The sequence below is a fragment of the Micromonospora sp. HM134 genome (genome assembly GCF_007833915.1).
Lineage (GTDB): Bacteria > Actinomycetota > Actinomycetes > Mycobacteriales > Micromonosporaceae > Micromonospora > Micromonospora wenchangensis.
The window spans coordinates 1187346-1203787 of sequence record NZ_CP041061.1; the positions used below are offsets into that span (position 1 = coordinate 1187346).

13 protein-coding genes are annotated in these 16442 nt (G+C 72.8%); 9 read left to right on the forward strand and 4 right to left on the reverse strand.

Going from position 1 to position 16442, the window contains the following annotated elements:
- Positions 1 to 33: 33 nt before the first annotated feature.
- Positions 34 to 1587: a gluconokinase gene (locus FJK98_RS05595; protein WP_240762615.1), complete on the reverse strand. Its 1554-nt coding sequence runs from the start codon at positions 1585 to 1587 to the stop codon at positions 34 to 36.
- A gap of 242 nt (positions 1588 to 1829) precedes the next feature.
- Here FJK98_RS05595 and FJK98_RS05600 point away from each other — a divergent pair, with 242 nt between their 5' ends.
- Together FJK98_RS05600 and yidD are read left to right on the forward strand one after the other, a co-directional pair.
- Entirely contained in the window at positions 1830 to 2930 is a 1101-nt protein-coding gene (locus FJK98_RS05600; RefSeq protein WP_145918073.1) for a hypothetical protein, read from the forward strand.
- Between the two features lie 122 nt (positions 2931 to 3052).
- Complete coding sequence (gene yidD, locus FJK98_RS05605; RefSeq protein ID WP_145918074.1) at positions 3053 to 3430, forward strand: membrane protein insertion efficiency factor YidD; 378 nt, start codon at positions 3053 to 3055, stop codon at positions 3428 to 3430.
- Positions 3431 to 3445: 15 nt separating this feature from the next.
- On the opposite strand, the gene FJK98_RS05610 is transcribed toward yidD, so the two are convergent.
- The gene (locus FJK98_RS05610; protein WP_240762617.1) at positions 3446 to 3664 is read right to left on the reverse strand and encodes a hypothetical protein; all 219 of its coding nucleotides are present in this window, start codon (positions 3662 to 3664) and stop codon (positions 3446 to 3448) included.
- Between the two features lie 116 nt (positions 3665 to 3780).
- Between FJK98_RS05610 and FJK98_RS05615 the strand changes: the two genes are divergently transcribed.
- From FJK98_RS05615 to FJK98_RS05635, 5 genes are all read left to right on the forward strand, one after another.
- Entirely contained in the window at positions 3781 to 4494 is a 714-nt protein-coding gene (locus FJK98_RS05615) for a TetR/AcrR family transcriptional regulator C-terminal domain-containing protein (RefSeq protein ID WP_240762618.1), read from the forward strand.
- Positions 4495 to 4545: 51 nt separating this feature from the next.
- Complete coding sequence (locus FJK98_RS05620) at positions 4546 to 5706, forward strand: phosphotransferase family protein (protein ID WP_145918075.1); 1161 nt, start codon at positions 4546 to 4548, stop codon at positions 5704 to 5706.
- A 96-nt stretch (positions 5707 to 5802) separates the two neighbouring features.
- Positions 5803 to 10107, forward strand: coding sequence for an AAA domain-containing protein (locus FJK98_RS05625; protein ID WP_145918076.1), 4305 nt, complete (start codon positions 5803 to 5805; stop codon positions 10105 to 10107).
- 140 nt (positions 10108 to 10247) lie between these two features.
- On the forward strand, positions 10248 to 10592 hold the full coding sequence (locus FJK98_RS05630; RefSeq protein WP_205789398.1) for a type II toxin-antitoxin system RelE/ParE family toxin: 345 nt from the start codon (positions 10248 to 10250) through the stop codon (positions 10590 to 10592).
- A complete protein-coding gene (locus FJK98_RS05635; RefSeq protein WP_145918077.1) occupies positions 10589 to 10888 on the forward strand; it encodes a helix-turn-helix transcriptional regulator in 300 nt (99 codons plus the stop codon). The genes FJK98_RS05630 and FJK98_RS05635 overlap by 4 nt, the downstream gene beginning before the upstream one ends.
- A gap of 22 nt (positions 10889 to 10910) precedes the next feature.
- Here FJK98_RS05635 and FJK98_RS05640 read toward each other — a convergent pair whose 3' ends face one another.
- Positions 10911 to 13973: a DUF3427 domain-containing protein gene (locus FJK98_RS05640; RefSeq protein WP_145918078.1), complete on the reverse strand. Its 3063-nt coding sequence runs from the start codon at positions 13971 to 13973 to the stop codon at positions 10911 to 10913.
- Between the two features lie 183 nt (positions 13974 to 14156).
- Here FJK98_RS05640 and FJK98_RS05645 point away from each other — a divergent pair, with 183 nt between their 5' ends.
- Both FJK98_RS05645 and FJK98_RS05650 read left to right on the forward strand, forming a co-directional pair.
- On the forward strand, positions 14157 to 14846 hold the full coding sequence (locus FJK98_RS05645; protein ID WP_145918079.1) for a hypothetical protein: 690 nt from the start codon (positions 14157 to 14159) through the stop codon (positions 14844 to 14846).
- A 71-nt stretch (positions 14847 to 14917) separates the two neighbouring features.
- Positions 14918 to 15922, forward strand: coding sequence for a serine protease (locus FJK98_RS05650; RefSeq protein ID WP_145918080.1), 1005 nt, complete (start codon positions 14918 to 14920; stop codon positions 15920 to 15922).
- Here the strand turns inward: FJK98_RS05650 and FJK98_RS05655 are convergent.
- Entirely contained in the window at positions 15885 to 16406 is a 522-nt protein-coding gene (locus FJK98_RS05655) for a macro domain-containing protein (RefSeq protein ID WP_145918081.1), read from the reverse strand. The genes FJK98_RS05650 and FJK98_RS05655 overlap by 38 nt on opposite strands.
- Between the last annotated feature and the right edge of the window lie 36 nt (positions 16407 to 16442).

Consider the following 16442-nt stretch of genomic DNA (forward strand, 5'->3'; position numbering starts at 1 on the left):
CGGACGGGGTCCGACCCGACGTGGGACGGGCGGTCACATGGGTGCGGGGGTGGGTGGTGGCTCCGCCGGCAGGCCGGGGGCCAGCCGACGCAGCGACGCGAAGGTGGGCACCAGCGCGTCGTACAGCTCGGAGTGCAGGGGGAGCAGAGCGGCGTAGGTGGCGGCGGAGGCCGGTTCGGGGCGTACCGTCTCGTCGATGCGGACCAGGTCGGCGGCGACGTCGATGGAGTCGATCAGGCCGAGCGCCTGCATGCCGAGCAGCGCCGCGCCGAAGCTGGAGCCCTCGTGGCCGGCGGGGAACCGTACCGGCATACCGAGCGCGTCGGCGAGCATCTGCCGCCACAGCGGGCTGCGGGCGAAGCCGCCGCTGGCCCGCACCTCGCGGACCTCGTTGCCGGCCGCCCGGACCGACGCCAGGACCAGGGCGAGCTGCTGGCAGACCCCCTCCAACGCGGCCCGGACGAGATGCTCGCGGCGGTGCCCGTGGGTCAGCCCGACGTACGCCCCGCGCGGCAGCGCGCTCCAGTGCGGGGCACGCTCGCTGAGCAGGTACGGCAGCATGATCAGCCCGCCGGAGCCGACCGGGGCGGTGGCGGCCAGCGCGAGCAGCTCCTCCTCGCCGTGCTCGCCGAACTCGGGGGCGAGGGCGTCGCCGGCCCACTGGAGCACGATCCCGCCGTTGTTGATCGCCCCGCCGACGACCCAGCGGTCCTCGGTGAGCGCATAGCAGAACACCCCGCCGAGCGGGTCGACGGCGGGACGTTCGACGGCCACCCGCATCGCCCCGGACGTGCCGATCGAGCAGGCGACGACGCCGGGGCGTACCGCGCCGAGGCCCAGGTTGGCCAGGGGGCCGTCGCCCGCGCCGACCACGACGGGGGTGTCGGCGGGCAGGCCGGTGGCGATGGCGGCGCGGGCGGTCAGCCCCGGCAGCACGGTGGTGGTGGGGACGAGCCGGGGAAGCTGCTCCCCGGTGATCCCGGCGACGCGCAGCGCCTGGGCGTCCCAGGCGAGCCGGTGGATGTCCATCAGGCCGGTGGCCGAGGCGACCGAGTGGTCGGTGACCAACGTGTCGGTCAGTCGCAGCAGCACGTAGTCCTTGATGCCGACCCAGTGGGCGACCCGGCCGTGCAGCGCCGGTTCCTGCTCGGCGTACCAGAGGAGTTTCGGCAGGGGGGCCATCGGGTGCACGGGGGTGCCGGTGCGTCGGTGCAGAGCCAGCCCCCACGGGGCGGCGCGCAGCCGTTCGGCCTGGCTGCTGGCCCGGGAGTCGGCCCAGGTCACCGACGGGGTGAGCGGCTCGCCGTCCGGGTCGAGGCCGATCAGGCTGTGCATCGCGGTGCTGAACGACAGGCCGGCGATGCCGTCGCCCAGTTCGGTGACGACGGTGCGGATGGTCTCCACCACCGCGTCGAAGATGAGCCGGGGGTCCTGCTCGGCGTAGCCGGGGTGCGGCTCGTCGAGCGGGTAGCCGACGGAGTGGCTGGCGAGTTGGTGGCCGTCGGTGTCGTACCCGACGGTCTTGGTGCTGGTGGTGCCGATGTCGACGCCGAGCACCACGCGGCGGCGCTGGTCCGGACCGGTCACGGGCACCCCTTCGCGTCGGCGGCGCGGGCGTCGCGGCCCGGCTGCGGCTGACGTTACCCACGCCGGCACCACCCCGCACGGCGTCGGACCCGAAGATGAGCCGGCGTGCCAGGTGCGGCCGTCGGGTGAAATCCATCCCCCGATCGGGTGGTAAATCCCGGTTGCCGGGTCCGTCGGTCTCGTCGCCGCCGTTGAGCCGGGTGAACACCCCGGTTGGTGGCTCGCACGGCGGAGGGATCGGCGTGGCGATGACTGATTCGACGGGTTCCACCTGGCGCTACACCTGGGCACGGCAGCAGAACGAGCGACGGCGGCGGGCCTACCGCACCGTCGAGCGGGCCTGGCGACGCCGCGACGACGAACTGCGTCGGCTGCGTGCCCTCGCTGTCGGCCTGCGGGGCACCGCGGCGGCCGGGGCCGGCCTACCGTTGGCGTTGAGCCCCGGCGAGGCGGTCCTCTGGACGATGCCCGGCGCGCAACTGGTCGAGGTCCGGCACACCGCCGTGCTGCCCGCCCCCGACCTGGTCGTCGAGGCGGAGCCGGGGCCGCTGCGCCACCGGCTACCCGACGGGGTCCGGGCCACCGACGCCGGGATCGCGGTGGTCACCAACCGTCGGCTGGTCCTGGTCGGCGGGCGTGGCCGGCGCGACTGGGCGTACGGGAGGATGACCGGGCTGCTGCACGACCCGGCGGCTCCGGTCACCCTGATCCAGGTCCTGGACCGGCGGCAGACCTCCGGCGTGCTGCTGCCGCCGGGCGCGGCGGCCGAGTTCCGGTTCGTGCTGACCCTGGCCTTCGCCGACGCCATCGAGCAGCGGCCCGCCGTCCTCGCCCAGCTCGACGAGATGATCGCCACCCATGCCGAGAGCGCGCCGTTCCGGCCGGCGATCGCCACCCCCGCCCAGGCCCGGCTCAGTGCCCGCCTTCCCGGTGGTCGGCGGACCGTCGCGGTGGCCGCCGCGCTGACCCTGGTGGTGCCGGCGGTGCTCGTCGAGTCGGATCCGCCGGTGACGCCGGAGGTGGCGGCGGCGGCCACCCCCGCACCGGCCTCCTCGCGCACCGGCAGGCCGGTGCCGAAACCGAACGGCCCGTCCCCGTCGCCGTCGGTGGTGCGGGAGCGGCGCTGCGGGGCCCCGGCCAACCCGATGGGGTACGACTACTGCGGCGGCGAACCCGTCCGGAAACCCGACCACCGGGTCTGCGACTGGTTCGACTGCGTGCCGCAGTTCTGGGCGGGGCGCGGCTACCTGGTGCTGTGCCGCGACGGCGCAGTCAGCCTGACCGGGGGCCGGCCGAAGCCCTGCGCCGGCCACGACGGCGTGCGCCGCACCGTCCACCGCTGACCCCTGGGGTGTTTCTCGCGGTTGGGGCGAAGTAGTGGTGTCCGGCCCTGGCTGATGCCGCCACTTCGTCCCACCACCGGCAGGGAAGCCCTGGACAGCGGGGCTGGCGGGGGCGTCGCATCATGTACGGCGTGATCCATTTCAAGCGTAAGCAGCGCAAGAAGAAGCGCGACTGGTGCGACGCCGACTGCGACGGCTGCGACGGCCTGCCCTGCTGTGACTTCGGCCTGTTCTCCCTGCTGCTCACCCTCGGCGCGGGCACGGCCCGGGTGAGCCGGGCACCGGTGGTGGACCGGGCGGGCCGGGCGGCGATCCTCGGTTACCGGCGGTGGTTGTCGCACCGTTGGCCGGGCCGGTGCCGTTACACCCCGACGTGCAGCGCGTACGGCCTGGCCGCCGTCGAGCGGCACGGCCTGGCCGTCGGTGGCCGGATGGCGGCGGACCGGTTGCGCCGCTGCCGGCCGGGCGTCCCGCAGGGCACCCACGACCCGGTCCGCTGACTGTCCGGCGGGGGCCTACCCGACGACGTCCCGGTGGACCTCGACGTCGTAGATGAGCCGGACGGGCTCGCCGTTGGTGGTGCCGACGAATTCCGGTTCCCCGGCGGGGGTGCGCCCGCGCCGCCACACCTCGGCGCGGGCGGCGTCCCGGGATTCGCGGTGGACCTTCCCGGCCCGGTGCAGTTCCACCACCCGGCGCGCGGTGTACCGGTCGCTGTCCAGTTGTATCCGCATCAGCGGCACGGTCGCCACCGCCCTTCCGCGAGTACCCACCGTCCACCGGGGACGCGGCCGGCGACCCTTAATCTAACAGCGTTAAATTAACTGTGCACGGTACTAGGCTGCTGCGGGTGGACGCGACCGAATTCAGTGGCCGACCGGACGGGCGACCGGACGGCCGGCCCGCCCCGATCTGGCTCCGCACGGAGCCGGCCCGCAACCGCCGGGCCACCCCGCTGACCCGGGAACGGATCGTGACGGCGGCCGTGGACCTGCTCGACCGCACCGGCGTCGACGGGCTCACCATGCGCCGGCTGGCCGAACTCCTCGCGGTCACCCCCACCGCCCTCTACTGGCACGTCGCGACCCGGGACGACGTCCTCGACCTGGCGGTCGACCACATCTTCGGCGAGGTGCCGCTGCCGGCCGCCGGCCCCGACTGGCGCGCCGACGTCCGCACACTGACCTCCGGGTGGCGGGCGGCCATGCTCCGCCATCCCTGGGCGCCCGGCCTGATCGGCCGACCCATGCTCGGCCCGCACGTCCTCGCCCGGACGGAGTTCCTCCAGGCCGCGCTGGTCCGCGCCGGGCTCACCGGCCGGCACCTGGCCGTGGTCACCCGGCTGGTGGCCAACTACGTGATCGGCGCGGCGCTCACCGAAGCCACCTGGCGGCAGACCGACGACCCCGGGGCCCGCGCCGAAGCCCGCCGGCACCTTGAGGCCAACGCCGCCGCCTACCCCACCCTCACCGCCTCCGGTCACCTCGACGACGGCCGGTGGAGCGACGACGACCTCTTCGCCCGGGGTCTCGACGCGATCCTCGCCACCGCGCCGGGAAGCTGACCGCCGGTATTCGGCTCGCGCGCCGGCCGGGCGGCTCGTTACCGTCCGGCCATGGTCCGCACCGTCCGCCTCGTCCTGGTCGACGCCGTCGGCCGGACGCTCGGGGCGCTGCCCGACTTCGACGTGCCGGTGCCCTGGTGGCAGGACGCGGCGGCGGTCGTCGCCGGGGCCCGTGCCGCGTACGACGTCGAGGTGACGGTGCTGCGGCTGCTCGCCGGACGGCGCGGCCGGCCACCCGGGGGACACGTCAGCTACCTGGCCGAGGCGGCCGGCCCGGTCCGCGTACCGCTGCTGCCGGCGGAGGCGGTGCAGCCGGCGGCGCACCCGCTGCGCGCGCCCTACGCGCAGCCGGGCGGGCCGGCGGCGAGCCTGGCCTGGGCCGCCGCGCAGCTCGACCGGCTGGGCCGGCCGGTGACCGGGGCGGCCCAGGAGCGCACCTGGAACCTGTCGGCGGTCTGGCGGCTCGACGGGCCGCACGGCACCGCCTGGCTCAAACAGGTGCCGGCGTTCTTCCGGCACGAGGCGGCGGTGCTGCGGCTGCTGGCCGACGACCCGGCCACGCCGAGGCTGCTCGCCGCCGACGACGAGGGGCGGATGCTGCTCGACCACGTGCCGGGGGAGGACCGCTACGGCGCCGACCCCGCCGAACGCGCCACGATCGCCGCCCGGCACCACGCCCTCCAGATCCGCACGCTGCCCGCCGTCGACCGGCTCGTCGCCGCCGGAGTGCCGGACCTGCGCGGCCCCGCCCTGGCCCGGTGGCTGCGCGCGACGCTCGCCCCGCACCCGGCGCACCGGCAGCTCGTCGGCGTCGGGACGCGGCTCGACGAGGTGGCCCGGTGTGGGCTGCCCGACACCCTCGTGCACGGCGACCTGCACCCCGGCAACGTCCGCGCCGACGGGCGGCGACACACCGTCATCGACTGGGGTGACGCGTTCGTCGGCCACCCGGCCTTCGACATCCTCCGGCTGACCGAGCAGGTGCCCGCCGGGCCGGCCGCCGCCCTCGTCGCCGACTGGTGCGCGCGCTGGCGGGCCGACGTGCCGGGCTGCCGGCCGGAACGGGCGGTGGCGCTGCTGCGGCCGGTGGCGTGGCTGCGGATGGCGGCGGTGTACGCGATGTTCCTCGCTGGCATCGAGCCGTCCGAACGGGTCTACCACGCCGACGACCTGCCGGAGAACCTGGCGCGGGCGAGCGCCGAAGCCGGCTGACCGCCGCCGGAGGTGAAGAATGCCGACCGGAGGTCCCGTCCGGGAGGAAATCGCCGGTAGGGTGCCGGGGACCGCCACAGCCAGCAAAGGTGCCGCATGCTCTCCCGCGCCACGTCCGACATCGAATCGCCCGCGCTGATCCTGGAGCGCACCACCGCGCTGGTCGACTACCTGATGGCCGTGCGCGCCCAGCTGGAGAAGCCGGCCCGCGCGGTGCCCACGACGGACGTGTTCTGGCAGCACGACCTGCCCGACCACCCCGACTGCCAGGTGGGCGTCTCGGCCGACGGGGTGAGCTGGCTCCAGGTCGGCCTGCCGGCGGCACCCCGGCGGCTGAAGACCCCCGTCGAGTTCGTCGCGCACCTCGCCGACACCCCGCCCTACCCGGCGGAGCCGAGGCTGACCGGCGACGACGAGACCGTCGCGCGGCTGCGGCCCCGCTTCGAGCAGTGGCGGGAGCAGGACTGGCGGCCGTGGGCCGAGCAGGCCGCCCGCACCGACCGGGTACGCCAGCTGCACCGCGCCCTGTTCGACCTGATGCACCGGATCGACATGACCGCCGCCAGCCACGAACTCGTCTGGGGTCACGGCGTCATCCACACCGGGGTCGCCGGTCACCGGGTGCGGTATCCGCTGGTGGTGACCCCGGTCGCCGTCGAGTACGACCCGGACCGGTCGGTCGTGCGGGTGGTGCCGCAGGGGCCGGCCCGGTTGCAGACCGACCCGCTGACCGGCCTCGACGAACGGTACCTGCGGCAACTGCTGGCCCTGGCCGGGTCCGGCGGGCAGCTCGACCTCGACGTCTGGGCGGAATTCGACAGGCGGGAGTTCTTCGAACGGGCGCTGCGCCGCCTCGGCCACGACCCGGTGCTGCGCGACGCCGACGCCCCCGCCCCCACCGGCGGGTACGTGCACGACACCGGGGTGCTGTTCGTCCGGCCCCGGCAGCGGATGCTGCGCCGTTTCCTGGAGGAACTGCGGGCCCGGCTGCTGGCCGGCGACACCACCGGCATCGGCGCGCTCGCCGCCATCCTCGCCCACGAGCCGAGCCGGCTGGAGATGCCGCAGGACGAGCCGCAGCGGTGGCACCCGCTGGGGGAGCGGCTGCTCATGCCGCTGCCCACCAACGAGGCGCAGGAGTCGATCGCCCGCCGGCTCGCCCAGCACCGCAACGTCGCCGTGCAGGGGCCACCCGGCACCGGCAAGACGCACACCATCCGTAACCTGATCTGCCACCTGATGGCGCACGGCAAACGGGTGCTCGTCGTCGCCCAGAAGGAGGACCCGCTGCGGGTGCTGCGCGACGGCCTGCCGGCGGAGATCCAGCCGCTCTGCCTGGCGGTGCTCGGCCGCTCCACCGACCAGCTCGTGCAGCTCCAGCTCGCGGCCCGGGAACTCTCCGACCGGGGCGCCACCCTGGACCGTCGCGCCGAACAGCAGCGGGTGGACCGGCTGCGCCGGCAACTGGAGGAGGCCGAGCGGGACCTCGGGCTCGCCCTGGCCGGCCTGCGCGCGCTCGCCGAACACGAATCCGCCCGGTACGAGATCGACGGCGTCCGGCTGTCCCCCGGCGACGTGGGCGGGTGGCTGCGCGAACGGGCCGACCGGTACGGCGACATCCCCGACCCGCTGGCCGCCGACCTGGACACCCCGCTGACCGGGGAGGAGTTCAGCGACCTGCTCGACATCGCCCGGCGTACCCGGCGACCCGACCGGGCGCAGGCGTTGCGGGAGTTGCCGACGGCGGCCGACCTGCCGACCGCCGAGGCGATCCGGGACGACCGCCGGGAGCTGGCCGCGACCCGGCACGAACTGGACCGGCTCGCCGACGCCGGGGTGCTGATCGCCGAGGTACGCGCCGTCGGGCAGCTCGCCCTGGAGGAACTCGGCGGGCAGCTGCGGGAGGCACTGACCCTGCTCACCGAGCGGGAGGGCGCGTGGACCGACCGGCTCGGCGCGCTGTTGCAGGCCGACGCGAACTGGCGGATCCGGTGGGAGGACCACGTCGCCGCCAGCCAACAGGCGCTCGCCGACCTGGCCGCCGCCGCCCGGGTCATCGCCGGGCACGAGGTCGCCGTCGCCGAGCTGCACCTGACCGAGCCGCGCCGGCTGCTGGCCCTGCTCGACGAGCTGCGGCAACGCTTCGCCGCCGGCAAGGGCGTCAACAAGCTCTTCCAGGGCACCCTGGCCCGGATCGCCACCGACTGCCGGATCGACGGCGAGGTGCTGCGCAGCGCCGACGACGTCGACATCGTCGTCGCGTACGTCACCCGGCGTCGGCTGCGGCAGGCCCTGGCCACCCGGTGGGCGGAGTGGCGCGCGCCGCTCGGCCTGCCCGCCGAGGTCGGCGACGAACCGGAATACTGGACGGGTCGGCTGCTCACCGCCGCCGCCACCGCACTGGACTGGGACCGGCGGCGCTGGCCGACGCTGCTGCGCACCGTCCGCCGGGTGCTGCCGCGCGCCGAACACACAGTCGACGTACGCCGGCTGACCGCGCTGATCACCCTGCTCGGCCGGGCCACGGCGGTGTTCGTCCACGACGAGCTGGTGGCCGAGGAGCACCGGCTCGACGCGCTGCTCCAACGCGGCATGTCCGGCGTGGACGCCAGCGACCTGTGGCGGCTGCTCGACCACAGCTACCAGGGTGACCTCGACGGCTGGGACGCCCTACTCGACGAGGTGCGCCGGCTCGCCGCCCTGCGCCCCGAGGCACAACGCTTCGCCCAGCTCACCGGGCGGCTGCGGCCCGTAGCCCCGGACTGGACCGCCCAGCTCGAGGACGGGACCGCCGCCGCCCTGCACGGCACCGGCGCGGACTGCCTAGACCGGTGGCGGTGGCGGCGCGCGCAGACCTGGTTCGACCAGGTCGTCGGCAGCGTCGACCCGGTGGCGCTGGGCCGGCGCGTCGACCGCACCCGGGAACGCATCCGCCAGCTCACCCGGGAACTCGTGGTCGCGTCCGCCTGGTTGGAGGTGTCGCTGGCGCTGGACGACCGGCGGCGGGCCGCCCTCGCCGACTGGACCACCGCCCTGCGCAAGATCGGCAAGGGGACGGGGAAGAACGCCGCCCAGTGGCAGGCCCACGCCCAGAAGGCGATGACCGCCGCCGTGGACGCCGTGCCCGTGTGGGTGATGTCCGTCGACCGGGCCATCGAACAGTTCGCCGGTGGGGCGCGGTTCGACGTGGTCATCGTCGACGAGGCGTCGCAGGCGGACCTGTTCGCCCTGCCCGTCCTCACCCTGGCGCAACGGGCCGTCGTGGTCGGCGACGACCAGCAGATCGGCCCGCAGCTCTCCTTCGTCGGCAGCGTCACCGGCCTGATCAACTCACACCTGGTCGACGTGCCGTCGGCCGAGCACTTCGACCCGGAGAGCAGCCTCTACGACCACGCGGTCCGCCGCTCGCCCGAACGCATCCTGCTCACCGAGCACTTCCGGTCCGTCCCGGCGATCATCGGCTTCTCCAGCGACACCTACTACGGCGGCGAGATCGAACCGCTGCGCACCGACCGGCCCGCCGGCATCGGCGACCCGGTCGTCGCCGTGCACGTGCCCGAAGGCATCCGTCAGGACCTGCCCACGTACGGCAACGTCAACGTCGCCGAGGCCGAAGCCCTCGTCACCCGGGTCGCCGCGATCGTCGCCGACCCGGCGTACGCGGGCCGCAGCGTCGGCGTGGTCAGCCTGCTCAGCACCAGCGGGCAGGCCCTCTACCTGCTGGCCCGGCTGCGCGAGGAGATCGGCGAGGAGGAGATGGAACGCCGCCGGCTGCGCGTCGGCGACTCCTACACCTTCCAGGGCGACGAACGTGACGTGGTGCTGGTGTCGACGGTCGTCTCCCCGCACCAGGGACCGGTCGCCGCCTTCACCAAGCGCGACCACCACCGCCGGGTCAACGTCGCCGCCTCCCGGGCCCGCGACCAGCTCTGGGTGTTCCACTCGGTGCAACCCGACGACCTGCGCCCCGACGACGCCCGGGGGCTGCTGCTGCGCTACTGCCAGAACGTCACCACCGCCGAGGAGGCGTACGACGACCTGGAGCGGCGCTGCGACAGCGACTTCGAACGCGAGGTGCTGCGGCGTGTGTTGCGCCGGGGGTTCCGGCCGCTGCCGCAGTTCCGGGTCGGCTCGTACCGGATCGACTTCGTGCTGCCCGCTCCGGACGGGCGGCGGCTGGCGATCGAGTGCGACGGGGACGCCTACCACGGGCCGGAGCAGTGGGAGAGCGACATGCGCCGGCAGGCGGTGCTGGAACGGGTCGGCAACTGCGTCTTCGTACGGATCCGGGGGAGCGTGTTCAGCCGGGACCCGGAGGCGGCGCTGATGCCGCTGTGGCAGCGCATCGAGGAGCTGGGCATCGAGGGGAGCAGGGCGGCCGAGACTTCCCCGCGTGCGTGACTACCGAATGATCCGGCACCTGACGAAGCGGATTCCTGGAGACGCGTTGGCGACCCTGCCGCAGCACACAGAGGCAGGATTCGGGTGTCGCTGACGGAGGACCACCGCTCCGATCTATAGCATCAATGCTATGACCTGGGGTGGCGTGGAGCTGGAACCAGAAGTTCGAGAATGGTTGGAGGAACTGCCAAGCGCAGACTTTGCCCGGGCGGCGTTTTTATATCGACCTCCTTGCCGGTCGAGGTGTTCTTCTCAGCGAACCCCACACCAGGCAGCTTGACGGCAAATTCAGGGAGTTGCGCTTCTACCTGGAGCACGGCACGGTGCGGGTGACCTACCGGATCACCTCCGGACGCAGGATCATCCTGCTCACGGTGTTCCGGAAGTCGCGGATGCGGGAGGACCGGGAGATCCGGCGGGCTCGACGGGCGCTTGAGCGGTGCATAGCCGAGCGACATATCGTGAACGAGGGGGCAGAGCGGTGAGTGACCGCGTCGACTGGAACGATCTGCGTGACCGCCGGATGGCCGAGCCTGGCGTCGCCGAGACGTACGAGGCGACCCGGATCGCCTTCGAACTGGGTCAGGAGGTGCGGCATCTGCGGGAGGCCGGTGGTTGGAGCCAGAGCCAGTTGGCCCGAGCCGCCGGGATGACGCAGTCCGCCGTGGCGCGATTCGAGGCTGGTGGGACGGTCCCCACGCTGCCTGTCCTGGAACGGCTGGCCCGTGCCCTCGACATGCGGCTGGACGTCAGGTTCACCCCGAACGCCGACGCTGCCTGAACAACTCGACGCAGCACCCCGCTCAGGCGGCGATGGTGCGGGCCGCCGCGTACAGGTCGGGCGGTAGCGGGGTCGCCAACTCCCACACGATCCGCATCGGCCGTTCGCCGCTGTGCTGCCGGTAGGTCATCGGCCCGGCGTACAGGTAGGCCGGAGCGCCGAGGTCCCGGTCCGGCACCCGGGTCTCCCGCACGAACAGGTGCACCGTCGAACCCCGCGCCGCGTGGTGGACGTACCGCTGCCCCGTCGCCGAGGACTCCGACGTGGTGCTCTGCGACTCCCACTGGAACAGCCGCTCGGTGATGGCCCGGTCGGCGTACATGGTGGTGGGGGAGTAGTGCTGCTCCGACTTGACCAGGGTGACGAAGAACAGGTCCGCCTGCTCGGCTGGCAGCCACTTCACCCCTTCCCGCAGCGACCCGGGGTTGGTCATGCCGAACGCCGCGCACGCCTCGTTGCGGCTGTACCGGGCGTGCACCCGCAGTACGCCGACCGGCGCGGTGACCCGGTGGATGCGGTCCCGCAGCACCTCGGCGACCTGGCGCAGCTCGGCGCAGCGGGCCGGCTCCGCCCACAGCCGGTTGAGTCGTTCCTCCCCGGCGGCCAGCGGCGCTTGCGGCCCCCACAGGTCGAAGTGCAGCATGTGCCACAGCCGCCCGTCCGGCGGCGGCTCGCCGGCGGCGACCCGGGCCAGCAGGTCGAGCCGGTCGACGTCGTCGAGGTGCAGCATCCGTCCGATGGCCCGGCCCAACTCGCGGTCGGCCGGCCCGGGGGTCGAGGTGTCCAGGCCGGCGAGCCGCCGCAGCCCGGTCCACCCACCGGTCGACGCGGACCGGTAGATGTCCTCCACCTCCAGGCCGGTCTCCCGCAGGAACTCGGCGAGGCCGATATCGCCGAGTTGCCGCAGCTCGGCCACCAGGCCCTTCTTCGAGGTGGGCAGCGCGGTGCGCAGGTTGTCGAGCACGATCTTCTCGGCGACCCGGTCGAGCTGCACGTGGCAGCCGCTGGGCAGCGACGGAAAGCCCTGCTCCACGGCCGCCTTGATAGCCCGACGACTGACCCCGGTCAGCGCCCGCCAGCGCAGGTCGAACCGGAAGTTGGCGTGCTGCGCGCCGATGAAGTCGAGCACGGTCAGGCACGGCTTGTCGTCGTCGAGGCGCAGCCCACGGCCCAACTGCTGAAGGAAGATGGTGGCGCTCTCGGTGGGCCGCAACATCAGGATCGTGTCGACCATCGGTAGGTCGACTCCCTCGTTGAACAGGTCGACCGTGAACAGCACCCGCAGCTTCCCGGCCTTGAACTCCCGCAGCAGCCGGTCGCGCTCCGCGCGGTCCGCCCGCGAGGTCACCGCCGCCGACGGTACGCCGTGCCGGCTGAACCAGTCGGCCATGAACCCGGCGTGCCCGATGCCCACGCAGAACCCGAGCGCCCGCATCCGCCCGGCGTCCACGGTGTCCCGCACGGCCTTCAGGATGATCCGCGCCCGTGCGTCGTCACCGGTGTAGACGCCGTCGAGGTCCGCCAGGTCGTACCCCTGGCCGCGCCGCCACCGCAGGTGCGACAGGTCCGTGTCGTCGTGCACCCCGAAGTACTGGAACGGCGCGAGCAGTTGCCGCTCCAGCGCCTCCCACAGGTGCAGCTCCACGGCCGCCCGGCCGTCGAACCACCGCCGCACGTCGCCGCCGTCCGCCCGGTCGGGCGTCGCGGTGAGCCCCAGCAGTACGCGCGGAGCGAGCCGCTCCAACAACCGGGCGTACGTCGGCGCTTCCGCGTGGTGGAACTCGTCGACGATCACCATGTCGTACGCCTGCGGGTCGATCTCCAGCCGGTGCAGCGACTGGATCGAGGCGAAAACGTGCGTCCAGTCCTTCGGCACCTGGCCGCCCACCAGGGTTTCGCCGAAGCTGCCGTCCCCCATGACCTGCCGGAACGTCGACAGGCTCTGCCGCAGGATCTGCTCCTGATGCGCGACGAACAGCAGCGAGTCGACGGTTTTGTTTCTGTGTAGCCGCCGGTAGTCCAGGGCGGCGACGACCGTCTTGCCGGTGCCGGTCGCCATCACCACCAGGTTGCGGTGCCGGCCGTGCACCTGCCGCTCGGCGTCCAGGTCCGCCAGGATCTCCGCCTGGTACGGGTACGGCCGCACGTCCAGGTTGGCGATGGGTGTCGGTGCGTCCTCGCGCCGTTCCCCGCGCAGCGCGTTGCGCAGCCGCTCGGCGTCCCGCCCGGCGTCGTAGGTCTCGAACGCCGGGTCGTTCCAGTAGTCCTCGAACGTGGCGGTGAACGTGTCGATGACGTGCGGCTGCTCGACGTTCGAGATCCGGACGTTCCACTCCACCCCGTCGACCAGCGCGGCCTTCGACAGGTTGCTCGACCCGACGTACGCGGTGGTCAGGCCGTTGCCCCGGCGGAACAGCCACGCCTTGGCGTGCAACCGGGTGGTCCTGGTCTCGTAGGAGACCTTGACGTCGGCTCCGAGTTCGGCGAGCCGGTCGAGGGCCCGTTGGTCGGTCGCGCCCAGGTAGGTGGTGGTGATGACCCGCAGTTTGCCACCGCGCCGGATCAGCTCCCGAATCGCCGGTTCGACGATGCGCAGGCCGTACCACTTGATGAACGCGCAGAGCAGGTCGACGCGCTGCGCCGACGCCATCTCGTGGCTGACCTCGTGGCCGATGCGGGGCTGGTGCCTGCCGTTGACCAGCAGCGCGCCGGTGGAGAGCGGGGTGGTGGGGCGCTGCGGGAAGGTCGGTTGTGCCGGGGGTGTGGGTGGGGCGGCGATGGCGTGCAGGAGGTTTCTGGCGTCGGCGATCTGGTCGTGGTGGTCGGTCGCGGCGGGGCTGAGGGTGGCGACGGCCTCGGCGATCCGGTTGGTCAGCTCGACCTGGTGGCGCAGCTTGTCATCGCCGTTCGGGACGGCTTGCAGGGCACGGCTGATCAGGGCGGCGAGGTGACGGGTGAGGGGGTGGTGGGAGTCGGCCGGGTCGAGGGGGTGGTGCTGGACCCGGGTCGGATCCAGGGAATTGAGGCGTGCAGAGAACTGGTGGGTGACCAGATGCTCGTAGATACCTGCCTCAAGCTCGTCCATAATGGTGGAGGTTAACGGGTCCCCCCGTCGGCGCGGGTGGCTGGATCGTCAGCCGTAGGCGTTTGTTGGCGTGACCACGCAGCACGTACGGCCGCGACGGCACGTGGGGAAACGATCCGAGTCGAGCAATACCATCGCTTCCCGCGAATACGCCGTTGTCGGCGCTCGATACCATCCATTGCTGTGGATGATCTGACGGTCGAGCAACGGGCCACCAAGCTTCTTGGGGGCGGAAACGCCGACAAGGAGGACGTGCGATTCTTCCTGTCCCGTCTGTTGCAGATCCAGGAGGATCAGGGGCGCAGTGCCAGCCGGGCGCTGGCACGGGGAGTCGGCCTCGGGCTGGTATTCGTCGTCCTCACCTACGGCAAGCTGCTGGAGGTGGAGTTGCTGGGGGTGAAGGTCCAGGACATCTCGGCCGTGCGGGTCGTCATTCCGATCGCCGTGATGTTCATGGTGCTTCGGGCGGTGACCCTCCTGCGACTCTCCCTCTTCTACCGCCGCGTCTTCGGCGAAGTAGTGGGGCGGCATCTGCCGAGCTGGCAGGACTCCGGGCTCGTCCCGTTGCTCAGCCCCTGGAACGGACCGATGTCGACCCATGCCAGCGCGGTACGACTCGATGTCGGCGAGCACCCCGGAATCAACCGCCTGCACCGGGCGATGAGATCCCTGGACGCATGGTCGGGCGTCGTTGTTCTGACGGGTTTCCAGGTCTACGCATTTGTCGTGCTGTTTGACGATCCGAAGATTCCCGCCGTCGTCGCCCTCGTCTCGCTCGCCGTGTCGTTGGTGCTGATGGCTTTCGTCGCTGTCTACCTGGTGCTCGCCAGGCGAGGCATACCCTCGGCTGCGGCGAGCAGCATTCTGGCGTAGTGGCCGAGGATTCCACCGGGATCCTGGAGCCGCCCAACGATTTCCTGACATTCCGGCCGTACGTTTCCGGCATGACATCGAAGCCAATGTCCGGCCTGCGGAACCGTGTCGGCGTCGGGGGCGTGCTCACCGCGCTCGTGACGACGACGCTGGCCGGGATCGCTCAGCAGCCCGCCACCGCCACACCCGGCCCCGTCGCCACCCATGTCGTGGCCGGCACCGCCGCCGAGCGGCAGGCGGTGCTGGCGTACTGGACGCCGCAGCGGATCGCGGATCTGAAGACCCCGTCGGCGCAGGTACCGCCCGTGGCGAAGCCCGACGGCGCACCCTGGACCCGGGCGGACGCCGTGTCGCGTACCGTCGGCAGGCTCTTCTTCACCGACCACGGCGAGGACGCCAGCTGCACGGCGACGGTGCTGGACAGCGCCAACCGCAGCACCGTGGTGACCGCCGCGCACTGCGTCAACAACACCGACCTCATCGGTGAGGACAACCAGTGGTCGCGCAACGTGCTGTTCATCCCCGGCTACCGGGACGGTCGGGCACCGTACGGCAGGTTCGTCGGCCGGCTCTCGGTGGCCCCGTCGACGTGGCTGCTCAACGACCAGATCGAGAGCCTCTACGACTCGTACGACCAGGCGTTCGTGGTGCTCCACCCGAACAGCGACGGACGCCGCGTGCAGGACGCGGTCGGCGTCGCCCAGCGGATCGGCTACGACGTGCCCGGTGCGCGGGTGGTGCACCAGTTCGGCTACCCCCGGGCCAGCTCCGACGAGGCCCGCGAGGGCCTGCCCGAGTACACCGGTGAGCGCCTCGCCTACTGCGTGGGTCCGGCGGTGGAGCAGCAGGCGACCGAGGACTGGCCGGAGCCGCCCGGCCAGTGGGGGACCGCGTGTGTGATGGGTGGCGGCTCCAGCGGCGGCCCGCGTTTCGTGGACTTCGACCGGCACACCGGGCTCGGCACCGTCGTTGGCGACAACTCCCACGGCTACCTCCCGGGTAAGCGCTACCTGGTGGGGCCGCAGTTCAGTACGGCGATCACCCGCCCCCTCTTCCAACGGGCGCAACACAGCTGATCCGGTCCGGGTCGCCCGTCGAGATCGGCACGCCTTCCGGGGGGAACACCAGCACCCGTACGTCGGGCAGGTCGGCGAGCGCCTGCGTGATCATCGGCTCGACCACCGTCCAGTCGAGCCCGCCGGCACCGCAGCCGAGGGCGGGCACCGCCACCGAGCGGATCTGCCGTTCCCGGACGACCCGGGCGAGGTCGGACAGGCCCGACCGGATGTCGGGCAGCTTCGCGGCGGCCCGCCAGTGCCCCTTGGTGGGGAAGTTGATGACATAGCGGTGGCGGCCGGCCCGGCCGGAGTCGACCACGAACATCCGGCCCAGCCGCACGTCGTTCGCCGCGCAGGCGGCCCGGTAGGCGGCGTAGTTGGCGGGGTGGGCTTGCTTGAACTGGAGGGCGATCCCCTTGCCCATCACCCCCACGGTGTTGACGGCGTTGACGAGCGCTTCGGCGTCAGCGGTGAGCAGGTCACCGTCGCTCAGGACGATCATTCGTACCTCCCTTCCCTGGTGGTGCTGTCGTACCAG